Here is a 23,027-nt window from a genome sequence, read left to right on the forward strand (position 1 = left end):
CTCGAGATATGTCTTGACAGTTCATATACGCGATATATCGTGTTTTTCATGACGAAGACCGACAAGGGATACAAAGGCGTAGGCATGAAGGGCCCGATCGCCCGCTGGTACGCCACGAGCACCGGCAGGTCGCCCGACAGGTTCGCCGAGCAGGTCGTCCAGGTGCGGGAGCGCACCGGGCCGGGGAGCGAGATCCTGGAGGTGGCCCCCGGGCCCGGCTACCTGTCGATCGCCCTGGCCAGGACCGGCGACTACACGGTCACGGGGCTCGACATCAGCGAGACCTTCGTCGAGATCGCCCGCACGAAGGCGGCCGAGGCCGGGGTCGAGGTCGACTTCCTGGTCGGGAACGCCTCCGCGATGCCGTTCGAGGACGAGAGCTTCGACTTCGTCGTCTGCTGCGCGGCGTTCAAGAACTTCTCCGATCCCGTCGGAGCTCTCCAGGAGATGCACCGGGTGCTGCGGCCCGGCGGCCGCGCCCTCATCAACGACCTGCGACGTCCGTCTCTCGCCGCTGTCCCTGGAGGTCGACCTGCGGAAATGACCGCCGCGGAGCTCTCGCGCACGGAGCGTTGACCCTTGTAACGTAAGGTCAACATCTCGCCTTGGCGCGGAGGTCGATCGCATGCGGTGGAAGGTCCACTCCGAGAGGTCGCTCTATGCCGACCAGTGGCTGGACATCCGCGTCGCCGATGTGGAGCTGCCCGACGGGCGCCGCCTCGACCACCGGCTCGTCCGCACGGCGCCCGGCGCGGGGGCGGTCGTCACCGACGACCGGGACCAGGTGCTGCTGATCTGGCGGCACCGCTTCATCACCGACAGCTGGGGCTGGGAGATCCCGCTCGGGCGGGTGGAAGAGGGCGAGATGCCTCGGGACGCGGCGGCGCGCGAGGTCGAGGAGGAGACCGGCTGGCGCCCCGGGCCGCTGCGCCCGCTCCTGTCGATCCAGCCGGTGAACGGCATCGCCGACAACCTCCACCACGTCTACCGCGCCGACTCGGCCACGCGCATCGGGCCGCCCACGGACCCGTGGGAGGCGGAGCGGGTGGAGTGGGTCCACGTCTCGGGGCTGCGCAAGCTCATCGAGAACGGCGAGATCGTCTGCGCCACCACCATGTCGTCGCTCCTCTACCTCATGGTGGAGAGCCTCCCCGCCGTCGGCCTGCGCCGGGCCGAGGACCTGCCCGGCGATCTGGGCTACGACCCCGATCGCCGGTTCCTCCTACCGGACCTCCCGGACCTCTTCTGACGCCGTACGGACAGCCGCGGGCTTCCGACCACCCAGCCGGTCGAGAAGACGCGTCGTCACGGCGGGCGACCCGTGGGCCTTCACGACCGGCCATGACAGCCGGCCGCTGACGTCGGCGCGTGCGGCCCGCCGTGCGGAGCCGTACAGGGTGATCAGGAAAAGAGGTGGTCGACGACCCGCGCGGTCGCCTTGCCGTCGTCGCGGGGAGCGAACGTCGCCCGGAAGGACTCGTAGCGGTCCCTGTGGGCGGCGGCGACGGAGTCGATGGACCGCAGGGCCTCGACCACCTCGGCCGACGTCGACAGCACCGGCCCCGGCGCGAGCTCCGCCAGGTCCAGGTAGAGCCCCCGCTTCGACGAGTATTTCGCCAGGTCGTACCCGTAGAACACGATCGGCCGGCCCGTGCACACGAAGTCGAACATCACCGACGAGTAGTCCGTCACCAGCACGTCCGCCACCAGCAACAAGTCCGCGATGTCGGGATAAGTGGTGACGTCGTGGGCGATGTCGGGGACGGCGGGCATCGCCTGCATCGGGTGCGCCCGCACCAGGATCTCGTGATCGGCCCCCAGCGCCTCGCGCGCCTTGGCCAGGTCCAGCTTGACCATGGCGTTCTTGCGGTCGTAATCCCGCCACGTGGGCGCGTAGAGGATCACCCGCTTGCCCTCGACGAGCCCCAGCCGCTCGCGCACGGCGGCCGCCAACTCCTCCCGGTCGGGAGAGTGGAGCACGTCGTTGCGCGGCAGCCCGCTCTCCAGGATCTCGCCCTTGTAGCCGAAGGCCTTACGCAGGATCGGCGTCGCCCACGGCGACTGCGACAGCAGCAGGTCCCAGCCGCGCACCTCCGCCGCCTGCCGGTGCCAGATCGGCGGCCTGGGGTCGCGGGCCATGTGGGGCAGGTCGTTGCCGACGCGCTTGGCCGGGGTGCCGTGCCAGGTCTGCAGCACCACCTGGTCCTCCCGCGCCCGGAACCAGGCCGGCAGGAACGAGTTGGTCACGATGTGGCGGGACCTGGCCAGCGCGGCGTGGTGCTCGCGGCTGCCCGCGCGGATGACGGTCGCGCCGCCGGGCGGCACGAAGGCGCCGTCCTTGACGATCCAGATGTGCTCGCGGTCGTCGCCCCGGCGCAGCCGCTCCTCGTAGATCGCGCGGACGCTGTCGGCGTAGAGCCGCCCGTCGTTGACGACGTAGACGGTCGCGTCCGTCAGCGGCTCCGTGCGCTGGGCCGGGTAGAAGACGCGGCGCAGCACGTGGGTGCCCGCCACGCCCCGCTCGTCCGCGGGCCGTGCCTCCTCGACCGTCACGACCGGCACGTCGAAGCGGGTGGAGATCATCCGGTACGTGCGCCCGTCGAACGCGCGCGGATCCTCGTCGAGCCCGGCCAGGGCCGCGTGGTCCATGCGCAACGGCACGATCTCACCCGACGGGTGGCGGATCGACATGTTCCAGGTGCCGGAGGCCAGCGGCACGGACTCGCCGAAGCGGTCCATGGCCGACGGCTCGACGCGTACGGAGAACTCCTCGCCGGAGCGCTCCATCGGCAGCCAGTAGCACAGCCCGGACCGGTGCCGCAGCGTCAGCGTGCGGGGACCGGCAGCGTCGGGATAGCTGCCGCGCAGGACGAGCGCGGAGCCCTCCCAGACCGCGGAGGTGATCACGGGGCGGATGCGGTGGGCCGAGACGACCACGCGGTCGCGGCGGTCACCGAGCACGGTGATCTCGCGGTCGCCCACCGGCGTGCGGGTCTCCACCAGGTCGCCGAGCATGACAGAAGCCGCGGGATCGCCCTTGGGCTCGACCCAGAGCCGCCGCCCGTCCTTCTCCTGCAGCAGCGCGGACACGGCCAGGCCCACCACGACCTGCGTGCCGTCGCCCGCGGGCGTGAAGTCGGCGGCGATGCGGTGGCCGCCCAGCCGGGCGTGGCCCTTGGTCACCGTACGCCCGCGCAGGAAGATCTTCAGCTCGAGGCGCTCGCCCTCGACGGACACGCCCGTCAGCTCGGCCCTGTTGGGCTGGAGCACGACCTGCAGCGCCCGGTCGGACGTCCACACCGGCCTGATCCACCAGCCCGGCTTCAGCTTGAGCCCGGCCGGGCGCTCCGGCCGGCCGACGGAGGAGCCGCGCAGCAGGCCCGTGGCCCGCGCGCCCCGGCTCCAGAACACGATCTCGGCCCGCCACGTCGTGGCGTCGGGCACCGACGGCCGGTGGCGCATCCGCCGCCGCACGGCGGACACCACGCCGCGCACGGCGCCGCGCCAGCGCAGCGGCCACGGGCTCAGCTCGGCGCTGAACCCGGACCAGTCGTAGTTGCAGCCGGGCTCGCGCGCGCCGTGCGTGGCCTCGGGCGCGAGCACGCGGTGCGTGCGCATGCGGATGGGCGGCAGCCAGCGCGGTCCGCGCAGCACCACGGTCGCCCGGTTGAACCTGCGGCTGCGGACGGACAGCCCCGCCAGATAGGCGAACCCGGTGACGCGCAGCCTGCCGTCGGCCCAGACGATGTCGTCGATGTGGGTGACCGGCACGAGGTCGGCCCGCCGCAGGCGGTAGAGGTCGGGCGGGAGCTCGTCACGGAAGGGCAGGTCGGCGTACCAGCGCAGGCCCTTGCGGATGCGCTTGGACGGCTCGGCCGCCGCGGTCACGACCTTGACGAGCGTCTCCCCCTCGACGAGCTCCTCGTCGGGCCGGTGCTCGATCAGGTGGACGATGACGCGCCGCGCGACCGGCAGGTCGTGCTTGACGCGCGCGTCGACGGCCGCCAGGTAGGGCCGGACGAGATCGAGCATCTCACGCCGCCGCGCGGCGCCACGCTTGACCGCGAGGTCCATGCGCGCCCCGAGCGGGCCGCTCAAGACCTCGGTGTCGAACGCGGCGTCGCGACCGCCTGGGCCGAGCGCTCGCATGACCGCTTCGAGAGGCTCTCCACGGTCGCAGAGATCCTGGACAGCCTTGAGGCGGTCGGCGAGCGAGTCGCCGCCCTGGCTCTGGGCTGTGACGCCGGTGGCCATAGGGTGGCACCGCCTTTCGGGCCGCCATCAGTGTTCTGCCCATGGTAATGGGAGTCACATGTCATGGATTCGCCGGTTCGGCGAAACAGCAGGTCAGACCCCTTTCTGAAAATCCGCTGAACGCCCGTCCCAGCGCGCCCGACGCATGTCCACCCGCTCGCCCCGCAACGGTGTGCCCTCCTCGCGCCAGTGCGTCAGGCAGCGTTGTACGTGGTCAGGGGCCGCGCCGGTGCCGTCGGCGTGCACGACGCGCCACCACGGCACGCCGCCGCCCCACGTGGACATCACCTTGCCGACCTGACGGGGGCCGCCCTCGCCGAGGTATTCGGCGATGTCGCCGTACGCCATGACCTTGCCGGGCGGGATGCGCTCGACGAGGTCGAGCACCCGCTCGGCGAACGGGTTCAGGGGGTCCATGCCGCGGGACCCGCGTCGATGATCTCGTCGAACTTTCCGATCTCCATCGCGCTGCCGCCCGTCAGCACCTCGATGACGCCGTCACGCAGCGCGTAGACCTCGCCGTCCTCGCCCATGAGCCGGGCGCCCAGCGCGGCCGACAGCCGGAGGAGCTGTGCGACGTGCCAGTCGGAGCCGGGCTCCCCGACCAGCTGGCCCTGCCAGCGCGCCACCGCGTGCGTGCCGCCCCGGTGTGCGGCCACGATCTCGTCAGATCCGCGCAGCTCGAAACCGGCCGGCGCGATGGCCTTCGCGAGCTCCGCGAAGGCGAGTGGCGACTCGCGCACCACCCGCAGCTCGTATCCCATGACGGGGGACCATAGCGGAACTTTACTGTTCGCGCGGATCGTAAAGGTTCACTCCTTGCGCTGATTGAGCAGGATGATCGCGCCGCAGAACATGACCAGCGCGACCAGCACCCCTCCCCCGTACAGCCACAGCCGCAGCGGATCGGGCCCCGGCCGCGTGGGCACGGGCGAGTCCTCACCCTGCCCGAAGTGCTCCTTGCCCGCCACGACGCTGCGCTGCTCGCCGGTGAGCCGCTCGGCGGCGTTGAGCGCGGCGGCCGCGTCCACGACCCCGTACCCGGTCTGGTCGTCGTACCCCGCGGCGGGCCTGCCGCGTGCGCTCGACGCCAGTGCCTGGGCGACCTGCTCGGGCGGCAGGTCCGGATATTTCGCCTTGATGAGGGCGGCCACGCCCGCCACGAGCGCGGCGGCCGAGCTCGTGCCCTCCGACAGCTCGTAGCCGCTCTTGCGCTTGACCACGGGCACGCCCACGCCGGGCGCGGCGACCAGCACGGAGAGGTTGTCGCTGCTGAACGCCGCCCGCTTGCCCTGTTTGTCGGTGGCCGCCACGCCGATGACCCCCGGGTAGCCGGCCGGGAAGCTCCAGTAGGAGGTGCTGTTCTGCCTGGCGTACTCGGTCAGGCCGTCGTTGCCCACGGCAGCGACCAGGACGACGCCCTTGCCGAGCGCGTACGAGACGGCCTCGCGCTCGGACCTGAGCGGGCCGTAGGAGCCGATGGACATGCTGACGACCTTGGCTCCGTGGTTGGCCGCGTAGCGCAGCGCCCGGGCGAGCGGGCTCTCCGTGACCTGCTCCTCGTCCTGCGCCGGTGGGACGCTCACCTCAGGATCGTCGTCCGTGAGCATGGGGAGCGACAGGATGTGCGCCTTGGGCGCCACGCCGATCAGCCCGTCGTCCTCGCCCGAGGCCGCGATCAGGCCGGCCATGGCGGTGCCGTGCCTGCCCGGCGGCATCTGGCGGCTCACGGCGCCCGAGGTCATGTCCGGGCCCGCGCTCACGCGCCCCTTCAGCTCCTTGATCTGACCGTCCACGCCGCTGTCCACGACGGCGACCGTGACGCCCTCGCCCTTGGTGACGGTCCACGCCTGCTCCACGTTGAGCGCGTCGAGCACCCACTGCTGCTGGTCCCGCACGGGCGCGGCGGAAGGTCCTGACAGCACGAGCAGCGCGGCGGTGAGCGCGCGCACGCCGGCTAGCACACGTTCCCCTGGGTGCAGGGCGGCACCTTGGGCGGGTCCGCGAGGAAGTAGGCGATCTGGTTGCCGACGGACTTGGCGGCCGGCCAGAGCTCGCTGTGCAGGATCTCCTCGGGCGGGATCGCGGCCCTGGTCCGCCCGTCGGCGTAGCCCGCCGTCGAGAAGACGATGTACGGCCCCGCGCCCACCCAGCCGGTGCGCTGGCGCTGGTCGGGGCCGAAGCGCTCGCTGATCGTGCCGGGGAAGGCGACGGGCAGCACGCCCACGCGGTCGTCCTGGGTGAGCTCCTCGGTGGCCGAGACCCTGGACTCCTCGTCCTTCAGCACGGCGACCCCGACCGTGATCACGAACGAGGCCGTCTGGTCGATGTACGTCGCCCGCAACATCGTGAGGCAGCCATGGCTCTGCAGCACCCCCGCGACGGAGGCGTCCACGCCCTTGCCGCACTCGGTCTCAGGGGCGATGCCGACGCGCCTGGCGTACTGCTGGGCACGGTCGAGCCCGAGGTACTTCACCTCTTCGGGGAAGACTCCCGTCGCCGGCCACGCCTGCCAGCGCCTGGCGATCTCCTCCTGCTGGTACCGGCTCTGCTCCGTGGGGGTCAGCGGGCGCGAACGCGTCTCGGCGAACAGGCCGATCGTGCCGAGCAGCACGACCACCGACGACACGACCACGATGACGCTGAGCAGGGTCACGAACATGCGCCTGTACCGGACACCATGCTGGAGCGCGTCCAGTTCCGCGCGCTGCTTGACGGCTGCCCGCGTACGGGAGTTCGCCGCCGGCCAGGCACGGATGCGCGACCCCCGGCCGGCGGGGGTGCCGAGCGGGTTCCTGTGGCCCTGCGTGGCCTCTCCCTCGGCGCGAGGAAGCCCTGACGTCGACCTACGAGCCTTCACCACCACCTCTTCCCGGCTCCTGTGTCTATGGCCTCTGCTCCGCAGAGGCGGGCTCGGTCGCTTCCGAGCCGCCGCCTTCCCTCGTCGCTCCGGTCGCTACGCTCCCTGCGCTCCTCAGTCCAGGCGGCGGCGCTCCCTCGCATGTCTATTTCGTCCCCCTTGATAGGCGGATCATGCGCCTTGCGAGCTGTGTGCCCGGCGGACGCGCCTGACCAGGACGAATATGACTGCCAGCGACGCGAGCGCGCCGAGGGTGGCCGCGGCGGCGACGGTCGTGTGGATCGCGACGCTCCTCTCGTCCCTGGCGATGACCTTGATGGGGGCCGCCCGGCCGCCGGGCAGCGGCTCGGCGGAGTCCTGCGCCTGGGCGCCCGCGGCGGTCTCGGTGTACCCGGCCAGCTTGCCGGCCTCCGACAGGGCCCTGGCCGCGTTCACGACGCCGAACCCGGTGGCGATGTCGTACCCTCCCGGCGGCCGGTCGTTGGCGCCGGCGGTGAGGGCGCGGGCGACCAGCGGCGGCGACATGTCCGGATATTTTGCCTTAATGAGGGCGGCTACTCCGGAGACCAGCGCGGTCGCCTGCGAGGTGCCCCGACCGACCCAGTACTCGTCACCGGGCCCGGCGCCCATGATGTCCACGCCCGGGGCGGCGACCAGCACGGAGGAGTTCCAGTTGGAGAACGCGGCCCGGCGCAGCCGCCGGTCCGTCGCTCCCACCGAGACGACACCGGGGAACGCGGCCGGATAGGAGTAGGGGGCGTAGTCCACGTCGACCTTCCTGTCGCCGTCGTTGCCCGCGGCGGCCACGAGCACGACGCCCTTGGAGATGGCGTAGCGGATGGCCGCCCGCTCCTCTTCGGTCGCCAGCTCCTTGGAGATCGACATGTTGATCACGTCTGCCCCCTCGTCCACGGCGTAGCGAATGCCCCGGGCCACCACGTTCTCGAACCGCTCCGCGGTGTTGAACTCGCGGAAACCCGGCTCCTCGTCCTCGAGGATGACCCTTACTGACAGTACGTCCGCTTCGGGCGCGACGCCGATGATCCCCAGATTTCCCCCGGGACCGTGACCGTGCCCGGCGATCAGCGAGGCCATGTACGTGCCGTGCAGGCGGAGCGGAGCGACCCCCGGGGGGTTCGCGCCCGCGGTGAAGTCCTTGCCCACCCGCACCGAGCCGACCAGGTCGCGATGGCGCGGATCGACGCCGGAGTCGAGCACCGCCACCGTCACCCCGCGGCCCTTGCTGGTGCGCCACGCGTGGGTCAGCTCCAGCGTCCTGATGACCGGCCGCTGTCCGCCGCGCACGTCGTCCGCCCGCGCGGGAGCGGCCGTGAACAGCAGCATCCCGGCCGCCGCGACCGCCGCGCCTCTCGTCAGCACGGTCCGCGTACTGCCCAGGCTCAGCACCGCCACTCCTCGGCCGCGCAGTCGGGCGTCCTCGGCGTGCTGAGGTCGGTCAGCACGTGCTCGGCGATCTCGGTGGCGAAGGCGAAGATGGCGGGCCGCTGCTCGTCCGCCGCGTCCGCCGGCCGCCCGTCCACCTGGCCCGCCGTGGTCAGCACCAGGTACGGGCCTGCCTGACGTACCGAACCGGCCTGCCGCACGGCGGGGGTGAACCGGTCGGCCACCGTGCCGCTGAAGGCCAGCGGATAAAGGCCGGGGACGGGTTTGCCGCTGTCGGAGAAGGCGGTCCTGGCGCGTGCGGCGCCCGGCTCGTCACGCATGGCCACCACGCCGATCGTGACGAGCACGCCGCGCAGCGCGTCGATGTAGGTGGCCCGGAGCAGGCCCCTGCAGCCCGCCCTGCGCAGCGCCTTGACCGCCTTGGCGTCGACGGGGTCGCAGGAGGTCTGAGGCGAGATGCCGATCCTGCTGGCACGTTCCTGGCCGCCCTGCTCGGCGGAGTACGGCAGTGTGGCGGGGAAGATACGTCCGCTGGGCCAGGTGCGCCAGCGCTCGGCGACCTCGTGCCTGGCCGCCGCCTGAAGCTCCATCGTGGTGGGGCCGCGGGTGAGCTCCGTCACGGCCGCGCTGCCCGCCACCCCGGCGGCCGCCGCGCAGACCAGGGTCAGCGCGGAGGCCACCACGAGAGTGGGCCAGGGCCGAGCGGAGTTCACCCCATCGACCTTAATAGGGCTGTCCGGGGAACTTCCCCAGAAACCCGTCAGTAGGTGGGCAGGCTCGGGTCTATCGTCTTGATCCAGCTCAGCACGCCGCCGCCCACGTGGACGGCGTCGGAGAACCCGGCGTTCTTGACCACGGCGAGTGCCTCGGCCGAGCGCGCGCCGGACTTGCAGTGGAGCACGATGCGCTTGTCCTGCGGCAGCTTCTCCAGGGCCGAGCCGTTGAGGAACTCACCCTTGGGGATCAGCGTGGCGCCGGGGATGGAGACGATCTCGTACTCGTTGGGCTCGCGGACGTCGACGAGGAAGATGTTGTCGCCGCGGTCCTGCATCTCCTTGAGCTCCAGCGCGGTGATCGTGGAGCCGCTGGCGGCCTCGGCGGCCTCGTCGGAGATCGCGCCGCAGAACGCCTCGTAGTCGTCCAGCAGCTGGGTGACCGTGGGGTTCTTGCCGCACAGGACGCACTCGGGGTCCTTGCGGACCTTGACGTCGCGGTACTTCATCTCCAGGGCGTCGTAGATCATCAGCCGCCCCACCAGCGGGTCGCCGATGCCGGTGAGCAGCTTGATGGCCTCGTTGACCTGTATGGAGCCGATCGACGCGCACAGCACGCCGAGCACGCCGCCCTCGGCGCACGACGGCACCATGCCGGGAGGCGGGGGCTCCGGGTAGAGGCAGCGGTAGCAGGGCCCGTGCTCGGCCCAGAACACGCTGGCCTGCCCGTCGAAGCGGTAGATCGAGCCCCAGACGTACGGCTTGCCGAGCAGCACCGCGGCGTCGTTCACCATGTAGCGCGTGGCGAAGTTGTCGGTGCCGTCGACGATGAGGTCGTAGCCGGAGAAGATCTCCATGACGTTCTCTGTGGTCAGCGCCGTGTTGTGGATGACGACGTCGACCAGCGGGTTGATCTCGCGGACTGACGCCGCGGCGCTCTCGGCCTTCAGCTTGCCCACGTCGGACTGGCCGTGGATGATCTGGCGCTGCAGGTTGGACTCATCGACCACGTCGAAGTCGATGATGCCGAGGGTGCCGACGCCCGCCGCCGCGAGGTACATCAGCGCGGGCGAGCCCAGGCCCCCGGCGCCCACACACAGCACCTTGGCGTTCTTCAGCCGCTTCTGCCCCGCCATGCCCACATCGGGGATGATCAGGTGGCGCGAGTAGCGGCGCACTTCGTCGACGGTCAGCTCTGCGGCCGGCTCGACCAGCGGTGGCAACGACACTTTCTACGCTCCCGTTCCAGGGGGTCCTATCTCACCTTGAAACCTAGCTGGCGAGTGGGGCATTCCCCAATCGAGTCTCACTGATCAGACGGCGTGCTTCCGCCGCCACGACCTGCGGCATCTCCATCATCGCCACGTGGCCCGCCGTCGGCAGCAGCACGAGCCGGACCTGCGGGAACGTACGGTACGCCTTCGCGGCCATCGCGGGCCGGACGAGACGGTCGTGCCTGCCGTGCACGATCAGGGTCGGGACCTTGACCTTGGCCGCCTGGCGCCACAGGTTGTCCTCGCCGCGGCGGAAGTATTCGGCCACGATGCCCCTGGCCGAGGCGATCATGGCCTCGCCGGCGTACGGGAGGTCGTCACGTCTGCGGAGCTCGTCGATCGCGTCGCGCAGGCGTACGGGATGGACGCTGCCCGTGTTGGCCCAGACCATAGCCATGGAGGCGTTGATGCGCTGCTCGGCGGGGACCAGGGAGAGCTTGCTCGCCACCCATTCGCCCAGCACGGGGATCGCGGCGGCGGCCACGCGGACGGGGCCGTACCTGGGGAGCAGGTCGGGCAGGGCCGGGGAGACCAGCGTGAGCGAGCGGACGAGGTCGGGACGGGTGGCGGCGACCCTGACGGCGATCGCGCCGCCGAGCGAGTTGCCGAACAGGTGGGCCGGGCCGGTGTGCTCCATCAGCTCGGTCACGGCTCTGGCGTGACCGGCGACGGTGTAGTCGCCGTCGGACGGGGCGGGCGAGAACCCCGCGCCCGGCAGGTCGATGGCGTGGCCGGTGACGGTGTCCTTCAGCTCGTCCATGAGATCGGTCCAGTTGGTGGCCGAACCGGCCAGGCCGTGCACGAAGACGGCCTGCTGGCCGGGGCCCTCGCCCGTCGATCGGACGTGCACCGAGCCGATCATGCGTCCCGGCCAGTGCGGGACCGGTTCCGCCATCATGTGTCCCCCTTGTCGTCGCGCGTACGTCTCTTCTCGTTCCTTCAACGATAACCATCGGGTCTTGGTGGGGTCTGGGTTCCGTACAGAGTCGCCCTTACATCCATCTTCCGGACATCTGGCGCAGACACCCCACGGCGGTGGGATGCCACGTCACGAGACCCCGTTCTCACCAATGCGGACATATCGTCCTATTTGGTTTCATAAATGTCTAATGGATCTCATGCCAGGCCAAGAGTGGGGTAAAAGCTGCAGTCCCCCGTTTGTGGCAGTCAAGGCCGGAAAACATGACAACCAAGCGGTACTCAGCGTGACAGCACGGACGCTCACCGTTGACGACGGGCGAGTCCATAACGCGGGCATTGCCGGGCATCGCGAAACGCGGAAGACATCCTCCGGGAAGGCACAACGCCTTCTCGGCCAATGATGGCCGCCGTGGCGCAACAACGCATTCAGCCGGTGACATCGGTGCGCGTCAGCATGCCTGCCCTCACAACTACGGCGAAATGCGAACGCCACCACCGCCGGCGCGAGCAAGGCGGACCCTGCGTCAAGGCAATAGATATGTTCGCGGCCTTCCGCACCTGGGAGCGAAAGCGCGAACGAGGACATCACGGCCGGCACGCCGGCAAGGCCACCAGAAAAAGCCAGGTCGGCACGACGGTCGTGTGGTCTACGTTTCCATAGCGGAACAATCGGACATATCGAGCCATTTCATTGGATAGATGTCTAATGCGAGCAATAAGAGTGTTAATGCATAGCAAAATAGGGTGATTCCTGTTTGCCTGCCCACCGCCCCGGAAATGACTTTCGGCGGATGACTCTTCAGCAGCCGTCCAGGAACCTGTCTCAGGTATTCCGAAAACGTCGAGAACGGGGCAAGATCCTTTAGGGGGAAAACGAAATGCCCAACCTCAAGAGTGTTATGGCGGGCCTCGCCTTCAGTACGCTGCTGACCGGCGGCGTGGTCGGCCTCGGCGCCACTTCCGCCGACGCGTTCACCGGCACCATCCTCAGCGACGACGACGACAACGACCGCATCTTCTTCGACAACGACGACGATGACGACGACGACGACAACAACTTCGCGGAGTTCCTGCCCTTCTTCGCCAACAACGGCTTCAACAACGGCAACAACGGCTTCTTCGGCGGCCGTCGTTGCGGCCGGGGCGGCGGCGGTGGTGGCTGGAAGTCCAACCGTCGGCACGTCTGCGTCACCGTCTTCAACGACAACCAGAACTTCAACTTCGACCACAAGAGGGACAAGCGGCGCGAGTTCGAGAACGACCACCGCGAAGTGAAGTTCAAGAAGAAGCACCACGACGAGGACTGACGCACGGCGATCTGTCCGTGCGCTGACAGTGCAGGGATGAGTGCCCGTCTTCACGGGTGGCCACGGTTCACGTGATGTGGATTCGGCCGGTGAATGCCGGGCTCTCGGGAGCGGTCCGCGCTTCCTTCGCGGTTCGGCCTGAGATTCATTCTCCTCGTCTTCACGACAATCCTGGTGAGGGCTCCATCGGCATCGGCCCGGGGGAGCCCTCACTTGGCCTCGTTCCATTTCTCGCCCCGCTGCGGTTCGAGGGACGGCGGCCATTCGATGGCATTTTCCTTGAACCATAGAAACGCCTATCGTCGGGCAAGACTGAATAATTCCGGTTTCCTGGCTATCCGACCGGAAACAAAGAGAATGCGAATGGTTTACTCAGCGGCCATTCCGAGTCATTTCCCGGCATCCAGGCCCTGCTGTTTCGGGAAACGACGAGAACGGGGCAAGATCCTTTAGGAGGAAAACGAAATGCCCAAGCTCAGAAGTATTATGGCGAGCCTCGCCATCGGCACGGCCATGTCCGGCGGCGTTATCGCCGCAAGCGCGACGACGACCGCGGCCAACGCCGGCACCCAGGTCAGCGCCGGCGCCCCCGTCCTCATCGGGGGGCACGGCTGCGGCTGGCGTTCGTGCTGGGGCTGGGGCGGCTGGTGGCGCAAGCACCACCGTAACGACCGCATCGACATCCAGATCTTCAACCGGAACCACAACTTCAATCTCAAGCGCGACAACAAGAGGACCCGCGAGTTCGAGAACGACCACGACGAGTGGAAGTTCGAGAACGAGGACCACGGCAAGAAGGGCAAGGACGGCGAGGACGGCGAGGACGCCGAGAACATCATCGGCGGCAACGGCGGTGGCGGCGGCGCAGGCGGCGCCGGCGGCGCAGGCGGCAACAACTGCAACGGGAACGCCAACTGCGCCGGCGGTGCCGGCGGTGGCGGCGGCGCAGGCGGCGCCGGCGGCGACGCCGAGGATTTCTGAGAGCCGACGCCTCAGCCTGAGCCTGTGGCGCGCTTCCCTGCACCACTAAGGAGTCCACCGCGACGCGATGAACTCCGCTCACAGGGAGAGTGCCCCTGTTCGCTTCAGCAGCGAACAGGGGCACTCGACTTGTCGCCCCCTCCGGCAAGGACGGCCATGCCGCGCACCCCAGACCCGAGGCCGGAGCGGCTGGGTCCGTATGTACCCCACCCACATCCCCAAGGCGGCGAGCGGCGGCCTACGGCTCTCCAGGCGTCATGGGCTGCTACGACGAAAGCATCGGCATCGGGCGAATCTCCGTAGATCGGGCTCGGCGCGCATTGGCGGCCACGACCGCCCAGCGGGGCAAGTCGCCGGAGTCGAGCCATCCGCCACAGCCGAGCCCCTACGAGCTGCGTGACGCGCTCGCAAGGTGAAGGGCGTGGCGCGGCGGCGATCGACACAAAGGAAGTGCCCGTATTCGCTCGTGGAGCGAATACGGGCACTCGTCGGTGTGAGCGGAGCTCAACGCGTCAGCGGGCTCCTGGGTGGCGCAGGGAAATGCGCCACGGGCTCAGCCTGAGATCTCAGTCGTCATCGTCGTCGAAGAACCGGTCGCGGAAGTTGCGGAAGCTGCGGAAGCGCTGGTCGTCGAACCTGTTCCGGTTCACGTTCCAGTTCTGGTTGTTGTTGTGGATGAGGATCCGGATCGTTTGGGGACGCTCGCGCCGCCAGCCCCAGCCGCCGCGGCGTCCGCCCCAGCCGCAGCGACGCCAGCGGCCGCAGCGGGTGACCCCGGTGAGGACGGACGTCCCGGCGCTGAGCTGGGTGCCGGTGCCGGCGTTGGCCGCGCTCGTCGTGGCGCCCATGGCGACCACGCCGCCGGTCAGTGCCGTGCTGATGGCGAGGCCGGCCATAAGATTCTTGAACGTTTTGGGCATTGCGGTTCCCCCCTAAAGGATCGATTGCCCCGTTCTCGGCGCTCCCCAAATCCAGTACGACCGGATTATCGGGAAACGCCCCCGGATGCCCGCTAGGCGAATCATCCGTACCCTGCATATTTCCGGCCGAATAGCCAACAAACCGACATTGTCCACTCTTGCCCGACACCAGGCATTCACATGGCTCAGCGGCAACCAGCCGTGGCATATAGCCGCCGCCTCTCGCCGGACATGACACAGCGAGGGCTCCCCGGCCGATGCCGGTGGAGCCCTCACCAGGAATTGCCCGTGCTGTCAGGACACGGTCATGTCAGAGCACGTCAGTCGTCGTCATCGTCGTCGTGGTCGTTGAAGAAGTGCTTCTGAATGTCGAATTCCTTGTGGTTGTTGCGGTCCCGGCGAATGTTGAAGTTCTGGTTGTTGTTGTGGACGAAGACGTTCGTCCGGTTGTTGTTGCGGTGACGACGCCAGCCGCCACCCCAGCCACCGCACCGCCAGCCGCAGCCGTTGATGAGGACGGGCGCGCCGGAGGTGGCCTGGGTGGTGCCGGCGCTGGCCGAGGTCGTCGTCGCGCCCAGGGCGAGCAGGCCGCCCGTCAGACCCGTGCTGATGGCGAGGCCGGCCATAAGACTCTTGAGCTTGGGCATTGCGTTTTCCCCCTAAAGGATCTGTTGCCCCGTTCTGGACGCTTCCGGATTACCCGGAAAACGTCTTGGACGCCTGCTGAGAGCCATCCGGTGAATGTCATTGCCGAGGACGTAGGGGTACAAACAGGAATCGCCCCATTTTGCTATGCAATAACCATGTTATTGCTCGTATTAGTGATTTATCTCGTGACATGTTATGAATTATCCCGATATGTCCCTTTTGGACGGCCGGTGGAACGCCGCGGCACGTCCGTACGCGGTTGGCCGGGCATGCTTCATCGCGGGAAGACACCGGGACCGGTGCAGTGGAAATCAACGCAGACGGCGTGGCATCGAGACGCCCACCAACAGCGGGGCATTCCTCATACGCGTGCCATCGCCCATGTCCTTCAGGGCGCCACAGGCGGCATCAGGGGGACTCAGGCGGACTTGCGGGCCTTGCGCTTCGCGGGGGCCTTCTCTTCGTCCTTGGACTTGCCCGCGGCCTTCTTGGCCTTGGCGGGCGCGCCGGCTTCCCGCTCCCGCTTCGCGGCCTCCACGCTGGCCCTCAACGCGGCCATGAGGTCCACCGCCGGGCGGGCCTCCTCCTCCTCCTGGGGAGGAATGACCTCCTTGCCCGCCACCTTCGCCTCGATCACCTGCTGCAGCGCCTCACGATAGGCGTCGTGGTACTCGCTCGCGTCGAAGTCCGACTCCATCGTGGTGATCAAGGACTCGGCCATCTTGAGCTCCTGGGGCCGTACCTCGACGTCCTCGTCCAGGAAGGCGAAGTCCGGCTTGCGGATCTCGTCGGGCCAGAGCATGGTCTCCAGGACGAAGACGCCGTCCCGTACGCGGAGTGTGGCGAGCGACTCGCGCTGGCGCAGCGCCACCTTGACCACCGCCACCTGGCCCGAGCTCTCCAGGGCGTTGCGCAGCAGCACGTACGGCTTCGCCCCCTGAGCGTCCGGCTCCAGGTAGTACGACTTGGCGAAGTAGATCGGGTCGATCTGTTCGGCCGGGGCGAACTGGAGGACGTCGATCCTGCGTGACGTGGTCAGTGGCAGACCCTCGAAGTCCTCGTCGGTGAGCACGACCATCTCGCCCGACGCCAGCTCGTACCCCTTGGCGATGTCGGAGTACGGCACCTCCTCGCCGTCCACCGTGCACACGCGCTTGTAGCGGATCCGGCCGCCGTCCTCGCGGTGCACCTGGTGGAACGACACGTCCTTCTGCTCGGTGGCGGAGTAGAGCTTGACGGGGATCGTGACCAGCCCGAAGGAGATCGCACCTTTCCAGATGCTGCGCATGGTCACTCCTCAGCTCGCATGGGTTTGCCATTGGGCACATACCCGTCATGGGGCAACCAATGCCATACCCGGTCGAACCGATGCTGGCCGTACCTGGGGAACTACCCTCCGACCGCGAGCTGTACGGGTTGGAGGTCAAGTGGGACGGCATCCGCGCCATCGTCCACCTTGACGGCGGGCTGAGGGTGACGGGCAGGCATGGGGTGGAGTACACGCGGCGGTATCCGGAGATCTCGGGGTTCGGGATCAAGAACGCGATCATCGACGGCGAGGTCGTCGCGCTCGACCGGGGCGGCAGGCCCAGCTTCGTGCGGTTGCAGCACAGGATGCACCTGACCGATCCCGAGCCGGTCATGCTGGAGCTGTACCCGATCACGTACATGCCGTTCGACCTGCTCTATCTCGACGGCACGCCGCTGTTCGACCTCCCCTACCGGGACCGGCGGGCGCTGCTCGACGAGCTGGACGTCGGCGCTCCCCCGTACTTCCCCGGCGACTCCGACCTGCTCACGGCCACGCACGAGCAGGGGCTCGAGGGCGTGGTCGCCAAGCGGCTGGACTCGCCCTACCGGGCGGGGACGCGCTCCCCCTGGTGGATCAAGGTGAAGAACCTGACCACCAGGGAGGTCGTGATCGGCGGCTGGAAGCCGGGCAAGGGGCGCCGGGCGGGCGGGGTCGGCTCGCTCGTGATGGGGGTGTTCACCGAGCAGGGGTTCACGTACGTGGGGCACGTCGGCACCGGGTTCACCGACGCCCTGCTCGACGAGCTCTACCAGCGGATACGGCCTCTGGAGATCCCGCGCAGCCCGTTCTGCAACGAGGTCCCCTGGCGGAACCGGTGGGTTAGGCCGGAGCTGGTCGGGGAGGTGGCCTACACGATGTGGACCGACGAACAGCGGCTGCGGCACCCCGTGTGGCGCGGGCTGCGGCCCGACAAGCTCCCGGCGGAGGTGACGCTATGAAGGTGCCGGTCAGGGTCGACGGGCGCGACCTGACGCTGAGCAATCTGGACAAGGTCCTCTACCCGGAGTACGGCTTCACCAAGGCCGAGGTCATCGACTACTACAGCCGGGTCGCACCCGTGCTCCTCCCCCACCTCCAGGGCAGGCCCCTCACCGTCAAGCGCTACCCGAACGGCGTCACCGGCCAGTCCTTCTTCGAGAAGAACGCCCCCGACCACACCCCCTCCTGGGTCCGGCAGGTCACCCTGCCCGCCCCCGGCAGCACCAAGAACCGCGAGACCATCGACTTCGCCGTCGTGGACGACCTGCCCACGCTCGTCTACTACGCCAACCTCGCCGCGCTCGAGCTGCACGTGCCCCAGTGGCGCGTCGGGGAGGACGGGGAGGCGCTGCCGCCCGACACGCTCGTGTTCGACCTCGACCCCGGCGCGCCCGCGACCATCGTCGAGTGCTGCGAGGTGGCGCTCATGCTGCGCGAGGTGCTGAAGAGCGAGGGGCTCACCGCCAGGCCGAAGACCAGCGGGAGCAAGGGCATGCAGTTGTACGCCGACTGGGACTGCCGCGAGGAGCCCTCCGCGTACGCCAGGAGACTGGCCAGGCTTCTGGAGAAAGAGCATCCCAAGCAGGTGGTCAGCGTGATGACGAAGGCGGCCAGACCTGGCAAGGTGTTCATCGACTGGAGCCAGAACAACCCTGCCAAGACCACCGTGGCGCCTTACTCGCTGCGGGCCAGGGAGCAGCCGACCGTCTCGACACCACTGCTGTGGAAGGAGGTCGAGAGCTGCGAACGGCCCGATGAGCTGGTGTTCACGGCGCCGGACGTACTCGCCAGAGTGGAGAAGCGCGGCGACCTTTTCAGCCGGGCGTAGGCTGGTTGCGTCCACACCTTAAGGGGGACCAGAAGATGTCGGAGATGGACATACGCGGGGACGAGATCTCCTACGACGTGGAGGAGGAGGCAGAGCTGTCGATCGAGACGCCCGAGGCCGACGCCGCCGACCAACACCACGAGATACGCCAGAGCTCCGCCAGGCTCCGCTACGAGCTGCCGCTCGACGTCGATCCCGCCGACGCGGCCGATCAGCACCGTGTGGTGGATCTCGACGACGACGAATACCGCTGAGTACGGCTCCGCGACGACTCGGCTGACTCGGCATCCGCTCGACCGAGCCCGCCTCACGGAGTGGCGTAAGCCCAGGAAGACGTGGCCTACTCGCACGTAGGATGTCCGCACAGCCCGCTGAGAGACCTATGGAGACCCGTGTGACCGCAACCCCGGATGCGAAACCCCGGGGCACCCGGCTGCCCCGACTGGCGCGCCGCCGGCAGCTGCTGAGCGCCGCGCAGGAAGTGTTCGTGCAGAACGGCTATCACGCGGCCGCCATGGACGAGATCGCCGACCGCGCCGGCGTCAGCAAGCCGGTGCTCTACCAGCACTTCCCCGGCAAGCTGGAGCTCTATCTGGCGCTGCTCGACCTCCACGTCGACGACATGGTCAACCGCTGCCGGGATGCGCTGGCCTCCACCCACGAGAACAAGCTCCGCGTGCAGGCCACGTTCAGCGCGTTCTTCGACTTCGTCTCCACGCAGGGCGAGGCGTTCCGGCTCGTGTTCGAGTCCGACCTGCGCAACGTCGCGCCGGTGCGGCAACGCGTGGAGCGCTCGCTGCAGGAGTGCGCTGAGATGGTCAGCGCGGTCATCCAGGAGGACACCGGCTGCACCAGCGACGAGGCGCATCTGCTCGGCATGGGCCTGGTCGGCATGGCCGAGGTGAGCGCCCGCTACTGGGTGACCACGCACGGCTCGATCCCCAAGGACGCGGCTGAGCAGCTCATGGCACGGCTGGCCTGGCGCGGCATCAGCGGTTTTCCGCGTACGGCATAACCCGTTCGCTGTTCGCGATCATTTGCGCCGTTCCCGGGTACGAGCCGCCACGATGGGAGTGAGCCAGCCCGTCGACTAAGGAGCCATGATGGAGATCAAGATCGGCGTACGCTCCGTACACCGCGAACTCATCGTCGAGACCGACCTCACCGCCGAGCAGATCGAAGAAGAGATCAGAAACGCACTGGCGGTCCAGCGCGGCGTGTTCGTCGTGACCGACGTCAAGGGCAGGCGGGTCATGGTGCCGGTGCACTCACTCGGGTTCATCGAGATCGGCGAGCCCGAGGCGCGGCCCGTCGGGTTCGGCGGCACTCTCTAGGGTTTTCCTGACTGAGGGGTACGGCTCTGGCGCCGTACCCCTTCGCTGGGCGCGCTCCTTGTCGACTTGCCGCGCCGGCTTCCCTCACCGCACCCGGCCCAGCGGCTGCCGTCGCCTGACCCACCGACGCGACCGGCAGGGGTGGGTCAGCGGAGAGTCCCGAGGTGGCAGGCGCGGGGTGGCCGGGGGTGGAGGACGGCGTGCCCGGGCTTGGCGGTCGGGCAGCGTGCGCTCTCCCTCCGCAGCACCGGGCGCGAGGTCCAGCGGTTCGGCCTACATCTCGTCGTCGAAGAACTGCCGTAGCGGCGCGAGGCCCTCATGTCTGGCACGGTACAACCGTTCCGCGCCTCGCGCCGCCCGATGGGCGGACCAGTCCTCGGCAGCGGGCGTCGGTCAGAGGCCCATGGCGGCCATGCGCTTGTTGTGCGCCTCCGTCAATGTCGCGAAAAGTCGGGAAATATCGGTGGCGCCCTCCCCCGACACCAACAGCAACGCCAACTCGGGCCGCGCCGAGGCCACCTGCTGCCCCTGGCTGAGCGCCTCGCCGACGAGCCGCCGGGCCCACAGCGCCAGCCGGCCGGCCTCCACGGGCGCGGCCTCGATGCCCGCCCTGACCCGCTCGACCGCGAACTGCGAGCGCTCCTCGTCCACGATCACCTCGTCCACGAGTTCGGCGATCGACGGGTCGAGGTGCCTGGCCGCCTCCCGGTAGAAGTCGAGCGCGATGCCGTCCCCGACGTACGTCTTGACCAGCGCCTGGAGCCAGTCGGCCGGTCTGGTCTGCGCGTGCCAGGCGTCCAGCGCCTCGACGAACGGCGCCATCGCCTCGTCGGGATCGGCCCCGAGCTCGGCCAGCCGGTCGCGCAGCAGGCGGAAATGGGCGTACTCGGTCACGGCCAGCTCGCTCAGCGCCGCGCGGTCGGCCAGCGTGGGCGCCAGCGTGGCGGCGTCCTCCGTCATCCGCGCGTAGGCGCTGAGCTCCGCGTACGCGAGCACGCCGAGAAGGTCTACGACTCCTGGAGACTCCTTCATAGAGGCAGCGTACTTCGGGGAATCTGCGGGAACATACGTAAGCTGGGCCAGCGTTGTGGTATCGAGTACACTGCTCTGTGAAAGTGCGACCGCACTGTGTAAATTCGAGGGTTTCCCCCGATTACCCCCACTTCCGGGTGCGCGGTCGCTGATGACGCGAGAGGGCTGGCTCTACCGCGAGGACCCACGCAACGGGGGCTGTTTTCCGCCCGTCGGTCCCGGCAGGCCCGCCTTCATTTGAGAACTGAGGCAGGCCACCCTGACGACTTTCCGAGACCTCGGAGTCACACCTGAGATCGCCGATGCCCTCGAGACTGAGGGCATCGTCACACCGTTCCCCATCCAAGAGATGGCTCTCCCGCTCGCCCTGAGCGGCCAGGACCTGATCGGTCAGGCGCGCACGGGCACGGGCAAGACGTACGCGTTCGGCATCGCCATGCTGCAGAGCATCGGCAAGCCGCGCAAGAACCGCAAGAAGCCCCGCGGGCTCGTCGTCGTGCCCACCCGCGAGCTGGCCGTGCAGGTCAGCGAGGACCTCGTCACGGCCGCGGGCAAGCTCGGCTCCCGGGTCCTGACCGTCTACGGCGGGCGCGCGTACGAGCCGCAGGTCGAGGCGCTGAAGGCCGGCGTCGACGTCATCGTCGGCACCCCGGGCCGCCTGCTCGACCTGGTCAAGCAGAAGCACCTCGACCTGAGCCAGGTCACGACCCTCGTGCTCGACGAGGCCGACCGCATGCTCGACCTGGGCTTCCTTCCCGACATCGAGCGGATCTTCAAGCTGATCCCCACGGAGCGGCAGACGATGCTGTTCTCGGCGACCATGCCGGGCGAGATCGTCGCGCTGTCGCGTAAGTACCTCAACCGTCCGACGCACGTGCGCGCCGAGCACGAGAGCGGCGAGGGCGAGACCACGCCGCAGGTTCGCCAGATCGTGTGGCGTGCGCACCGGATGGACAAGATCGAGATCGTCGCACGGCTGCTGCAGGCCGAGGGCCGCGGGCTCACCATGGTCTTCTGCGAGACCAAGCGGGCCTGCGACATGGTCGCCGAGCAGCTCGACACCCGCGGCTTCGCGGTCGCGGCCGTCCACGGCGACCTCGGCCAGGGCCAGCGCGAGCAGGCGCTGCGCGCGTTCCGCAACGGCAAGATCGACGTGTTGGTGGCCACCGACGTGGCGGCCCGCGGCATCGACATCGACGACGTCACCCACGTGGTCAACTACGACTGCCCCACGGACGACAAGACGTACGTGCACCGCATCGGCCGCACCGGCCGGGCCGGGCGCACGGGCATCTCGGTCACCTTCGTGGAGTGGGAGGAGCTGACCCGCTGGAAGATGATCAACCAGATGCTCGGACTCGACTTCGCCGAGCCCGAGGAGACCTACTCCACCTCGCCGCACGTCTACTCCGAGCTGAACATCCCCGAAGGCACCAAGGGCGTCCTGCCGCACGCGAGCCGCTCGCGCGCGGGGCTGTCCGCGGAGCGCATCGAGGACCTCGGAGAGACCGGCAGGCCCCGCGGTCGTGGCGGCCGTCGCCGCGACGAGCGCGAGGAGCGCCAGGAGCGCCCTGCCCGCACGCCGCGCCAGCGCCGCCGCACCCGTGGCGGCAAGGAGCTGGCGGAGACCGCAGCCGTCGAGACTCCGGAGGTCGAGCTCGTGGATGCCAAGGCGGAGGAGACCCCCGCGATCTTCTCAACGGACGAGATCCAGGCGGCCGCCGAGCCGAAGCGGACGCGTACGCGGAGGGGGGCTGCCTCCTCGGCCATCGAGCAGGCACTCGCCGAAGCTCCTGAGGCGCCCGTCAAGGCCACGAGGCTGCGCCGGAGCGCCGACGCCCCGGAGGCGCCCGAGGCGCCGGTCAAGGCCACCAGGTCGCGCCGGACCGCCGACGCCGCTCCCGAGGCCGACGCGCCGGCAGCGACCGAGGAGGCACCGGTGAAGAGCACCCGCTCCCGCCGTGCCCCCGCCAAGGCCGACGCCGTCGCCGAGCCCCGGACCGTCGCGGAGCCGGTGGCCGCCACGGAACCCGTGACCGCCAGGGAGCCGGAGCCGGAGCCGTCCTTCCTCGCGACGCCGCCTCCGCCGGTGCGCAAGGAGCCGGAGCGGATCGTCCCCCCGAACCCGTTCACGGTGATTTTCCAGTCACCCGATCTGGCCACGGACGACGACGACATCGCCCCGTCCGCCGCCACCGAGCGCAAGCAGCAGCGCCGCCAGTCCCGTGGCGGAGGCGGCAACCGCCGCCGCGCGGGCTGA

General features: G+C 69.1%; 23 protein-coding genes. 10 read left to right on the plus strand and 13 right to left on the minus strand.

Translation table 11 applies throughout. The features are described 5' to 3' along the window. The first annotated feature begins 48 nt into the window (after positions 1-48). Both ABD830_RS26075 and ABD830_RS26080 read left to right on the plus strand, forming a co-directional pair. Entirely contained in the window at positions 49-576 is a 528-nt protein-coding gene (locus tag ABD830_RS26075; RefSeq protein WP_344992366.1) for a class I SAM-dependent methyltransferase, read from the plus strand. 49 nt (positions 577-625) lie between these two features. Continuing rightward, entirely contained in the window at positions 626-1,249 is a 624-nt protein-coding gene (locus tag ABD830_RS26080) for an NUDIX hydrolase (RefSeq protein WP_344992368.1), read from the plus strand. Between the two features lie 152 nt (positions 1,250-1,401). Here ABD830_RS26080 and ABD830_RS26085 read toward each other — a convergent pair whose 3' ends face one another. The 9 genes from ABD830_RS26085 to ABD830_RS26125 form a co-directional block, all read right to left on the minus strand. Then, entirely contained in the window at positions 1,402-4,254 is a 2,853-nt protein-coding gene (locus ABD830_RS26085; protein WP_344992371.1) for a CDP-glycerol glycerophosphotransferase family protein, read from the minus strand. A 93-nt stretch (positions 4,255-4,347) separates the two neighbouring features. After that, on the minus strand, positions 4,348-4,671 hold the full coding sequence (locus ABD830_RS26090; protein ID WP_344992374.1) for an MGMT family protein: 324 nt from the start codon (positions 4,669-4,671) through the stop codon (positions 4,348-4,350). Then, positions 4,659-5,018, minus strand: coding sequence for a hypothetical protein (locus tag ABD830_RS26095; protein WP_344992377.1), 360 nt, complete (start codon positions 5,016-5,018; stop codon positions 4,659-4,661). The genes ABD830_RS26090 and ABD830_RS26095 overlap by 13 nt, the downstream gene beginning before the upstream one ends. 48 nt (positions 5,019-5,066) lie before the next feature. Next, positions 5,067-6,206 (minus strand): S8 family serine peptidase, encoded by a 1,140-nt coding sequence (locus ABD830_RS26100; protein WP_344992380.1) that lies wholly within the window; start codon positions 6,204-6,206, stop codon positions 5,067-5,069. Positions 6,207-6,211: 5 nt separating this feature from the next. Next, a complete protein-coding gene (locus tag ABD830_RS26105; RefSeq protein WP_344992383.1) occupies positions 6,212-7,114 on the minus strand; it encodes a hypothetical protein in 903 nt (300 codons plus the stop codon). Positions 7,115-7,285: 171 nt separating this feature from the next. Continuing rightward, positions 7,286-8,521 carry a S8 family serine peptidase gene (locus ABD830_RS26110; protein WP_344992386.1) on the minus strand — a complete coding sequence of 412 codons (1,236 nt, stop codon included), beginning with the start codon at positions 8,519-8,521 and terminating at the stop codon, positions 7,286-7,288. Further along, positions 8,515-9,231, minus strand: coding sequence for a hypothetical protein (locus ABD830_RS26115; RefSeq protein WP_344992389.1), 717 nt, complete (start codon positions 9,229-9,231; stop codon positions 8,515-8,517). Before ABD830_RS26115 ends, ABD830_RS26110 begins: the two co-directional genes overlap by 7 nt. A gap of 47 nt (positions 9,232-9,278) precedes the next feature. Further along, positions 9,279-10,460, minus strand: a complete 1,182-nt coding sequence (gene moeZ / locus ABD830_RS26120; RefSeq protein WP_344992392.1) for an adenylyltransferase/sulfurtransferase MoeZ — start codon at positions 10,458-10,460, stop codon at positions 9,279-9,281. Between the two features lie 43 nt (positions 10,461-10,503). Beyond that, a complete protein-coding gene (locus ABD830_RS26125) occupies positions 10,504-11,403 on the minus strand; it encodes an alpha/beta fold hydrolase (RefSeq protein WP_344992395.1) in 900 nt (299 codons plus the stop codon). A 901-nt stretch (positions 11,404-12,304) separates the two neighbouring features. Between ABD830_RS26125 and ABD830_RS26130 the strand changes: the two genes are divergently transcribed. Together ABD830_RS26130 and ABD830_RS26135 are read left to right on the plus strand one after the other, a co-directional pair. Continuing rightward, the gene (locus ABD830_RS26130; protein WP_344992398.1) at positions 12,305-12,733 is read left to right on the plus strand and encodes a hypothetical protein; all 429 of its coding nucleotides are present in this window, start codon (positions 12,305-12,307) and stop codon (positions 12,731-12,733) included. Between the two features lie 465 nt (positions 12,734-13,198). Further along, on the plus strand, positions 13,199-13,714 hold the full coding sequence (locus ABD830_RS26135) for a hypothetical protein (RefSeq protein WP_344992401.1): 516 nt from the start codon (positions 13,199-13,201) through the stop codon (positions 13,712-13,714). A 566-nt stretch (positions 13,715-14,280) separates the two neighbouring features. On the opposite strand, the gene ABD830_RS26140 is transcribed toward ABD830_RS26135, so the two are convergent. From ABD830_RS26140 to ku, 3 genes are all read right to left on the minus strand, one after another. Further along, the gene (locus tag ABD830_RS26140; RefSeq protein WP_344992404.1) at positions 14,281-14,634 is read right to left on the minus strand and encodes a hypothetical protein; all 354 of its coding nucleotides are present in this window, start codon (positions 14,632-14,634) and stop codon (positions 14,281-14,283) included. 320 nt (positions 14,635-14,954) lie between these two features. Then, the gene (locus ABD830_RS26145) at positions 14,955-15,281 is read right to left on the minus strand and encodes a hypothetical protein (protein ID WP_344992406.1); all 327 of its coding nucleotides are present in this window, start codon (positions 15,279-15,281) and stop codon (positions 14,955-14,957) included. A gap of 419 nt (positions 15,282-15,700) precedes the next feature. Further along, the gene (gene ku / locus ABD830_RS26150) at positions 15,701-16,570 is read right to left on the minus strand and encodes a non-homologous end joining protein Ku (protein ID WP_344992409.1); all 870 of its coding nucleotides are present in this window, start codon (positions 16,568-16,570) and stop codon (positions 15,701-15,703) included. A gap of 59 nt (positions 16,571-16,629) precedes the next feature. Here ku and ligD (ABD830_RS26155) point away from each other — a divergent pair, with 59 nt between their 5' ends. The 5 genes from ligD (ABD830_RS26155) (at position 16,630) to ABD830_RS26175 (ending at position 19,735) form a co-directional block, all read left to right on the plus strand. Beyond that, the gene (gene ligD / locus ABD830_RS26155) at positions 16,630-17,532 is read left to right on the plus strand and encodes a non-homologous end-joining DNA ligase (RefSeq protein ID WP_344992412.1); all 903 of its coding nucleotides are present in this window, start codon (positions 16,630-16,632) and stop codon (positions 17,530-17,532) included. Continuing rightward, positions 17,529-18,401, plus strand: coding sequence for a non-homologous end-joining DNA ligase (gene ligD, locus ABD830_RS26160; protein WP_344992414.1), 873 nt, complete (start codon positions 17,529-17,531; stop codon positions 18,399-18,401). Before ligD (ABD830_RS26155) ends, ligD (ABD830_RS26160) begins: the two co-directional genes overlap by 4 nt. 44 nt (positions 18,402-18,445) lie before the next feature. Then, positions 18,446-18,655: a hypothetical protein gene (locus tag ABD830_RS26165; protein WP_344992417.1), complete on the plus strand. Its 210-nt coding sequence runs from the start codon at positions 18,446-18,448 to the stop codon at positions 18,653-18,655. A 140-nt stretch (positions 18,656-18,795) separates the two neighbouring features. Further along, a complete protein-coding gene (locus ABD830_RS26170) occupies positions 18,796-19,416 on the plus strand; it encodes a TetR/AcrR family transcriptional regulator (RefSeq protein ID WP_344992419.1) in 621 nt (206 codons plus the stop codon). 85 nt (positions 19,417-19,501) lie between these two features. After that, positions 19,502-19,735 carry a DUF3107 domain-containing protein gene (locus ABD830_RS26175; RefSeq protein WP_344992421.1) on the plus strand — a complete coding sequence of 78 codons (234 nt, stop codon included), beginning with the start codon at positions 19,502-19,504 and terminating at the stop codon, positions 19,733-19,735. Positions 19,736-20,128: 393 nt separating this feature from the next. On the opposite strand, the gene ABD830_RS26180 is transcribed toward ABD830_RS26175, so the two are convergent. Further along, positions 20,129-20,767 (minus strand): ferritin-like fold-containing protein, encoded by a 639-nt coding sequence (locus tag ABD830_RS26180; protein ID WP_344992424.1) that lies wholly within the window; start codon positions 20,765-20,767, stop codon positions 20,129-20,131. A 349-nt stretch (positions 20,768-21,116) separates the two neighbouring features. On the opposite strand from ABD830_RS26180, the gene ABD830_RS26185 reads away from it, so the two are divergent. After that, a complete protein-coding gene (locus tag ABD830_RS26185) occupies positions 21,117-23,027 on the plus strand; it encodes a DEAD/DEAH box helicase (RefSeq protein WP_344992427.1) in 1,911 nt (636 codons plus the stop codon).

It is taken from the genome of Nonomuraea helvata, from assembly GCF_039535785.1.
Taxonomy (GTDB): Bacteria; Actinomycetota; Actinomycetes; order Streptosporangiales; family Streptosporangiaceae; genus Nonomuraea; species Nonomuraea helvata.

Excerpts from the sequence above, each read along its gene's own strand:
- ABD830_RS26140 (WP_344992404.1), bottom strand. The coding sequence starts at position 14,634 with ATGCCCAAAACGTTCAAGAATCTTATGGCCGGCCTCGCCATCAGCACG.
- ligD (WP_344992414.1), top strand. The coding sequence starts at position 17,529 with ATGAAGGTGCCGGTCAGGGTCGACGGGCGCGACCTGACGCTGAGCAAT.
- ABD830_RS26080 (WP_344992368.1), top strand. The coding sequence starts at position 626 with ATGCGGTGGAAGGTCCACTCCGAGAGGTCGCTCTATGCCGACCAGTGG.
- ligD (WP_344992412.1), top strand. The coding sequence starts at position 16,630 with ATGCCATACCCGGTCGAACCGATGCTGGCCGTACCTGGGGAACTACCC.
- ABD830_RS26090 (WP_344992374.1), bottom strand. The coding sequence starts at position 4,671 with ATGGACCCCCTGAACCCGTTCGCCGAGCGGGTGCTCGACCTCGTCGAG.
- ABD830_RS26185 (WP_344992427.1), top strand. The coding sequence starts at position 21,117 with ATGGCTCTCCCGCTCGCCCTGAGCGGCCAGGACCTGATCGGTCAGGCG.
- ABD830_RS26125 (WP_344992395.1), bottom strand. The coding sequence starts at position 11,403 with ATGATGGCGGAACCGGTCCCGCACTGGCCGGGACGCATGATCGGCTCG.
- ABD830_RS26180 (WP_344992424.1), bottom strand. The coding sequence starts at position 20,767 with ATGAAGGAGTCTCCAGGAGTCGTAGACCTTCTCGGCGTGCTCGCGTAC.
- ABD830_RS26085 (WP_344992371.1), bottom strand. The coding sequence starts at position 4,254 with ATGGCCACCGGCGTCACAGCCCAGAGCCAGGGCGGCGACTCGCTCGCC.
- ABD830_RS26145 (WP_344992406.1), bottom strand. The coding sequence starts at position 15,281 with ATGCCCAAGCTCAAGAGTCTTATGGCCGGCCTCGCCATCAGCACGGGT.
- ABD830_RS26175 (WP_344992421.1), top strand. The coding sequence starts at position 19,502 with ATGATGGAGATCAAGATCGGCGTACGCTCCGTACACCGCGAACTCATC.
- ABD830_RS26165 (WP_344992417.1), top strand. The coding sequence starts at position 18,446 with ATGGACATACGCGGGGACGAGATCTCCTACGACGTGGAGGAGGAGGCA.
- ABD830_RS26075 (WP_344992366.1), top strand. The coding sequence starts at position 49 with ATGACGAAGACCGACAAGGGATACAAAGGCGTAGGCATGAAGGGCCCG.
- ABD830_RS26135 (WP_344992401.1), top strand. The coding sequence starts at position 13,199 with ATGCCCAAGCTCAGAAGTATTATGGCGAGCCTCGCCATCGGCACGGCC.
- ABD830_RS26095 (WP_344992377.1), bottom strand. The coding sequence starts at position 5,018 with ATGGGATACGAGCTGCGGGTGGTGCGCGAGTCGCCACTCGCCTTCGCG.
- ku (WP_344992409.1), bottom strand. The coding sequence starts at position 16,570 with ATGCGCAGCATCTGGAAAGGTGCGATCTCCTTCGGGCTGGTCACGATC.
- ABD830_RS26130 (WP_344992398.1), top strand. The coding sequence starts at position 12,305 with ATGCCCAACCTCAAGAGTGTTATGGCGGGCCTCGCCTTCAGTACGCTG.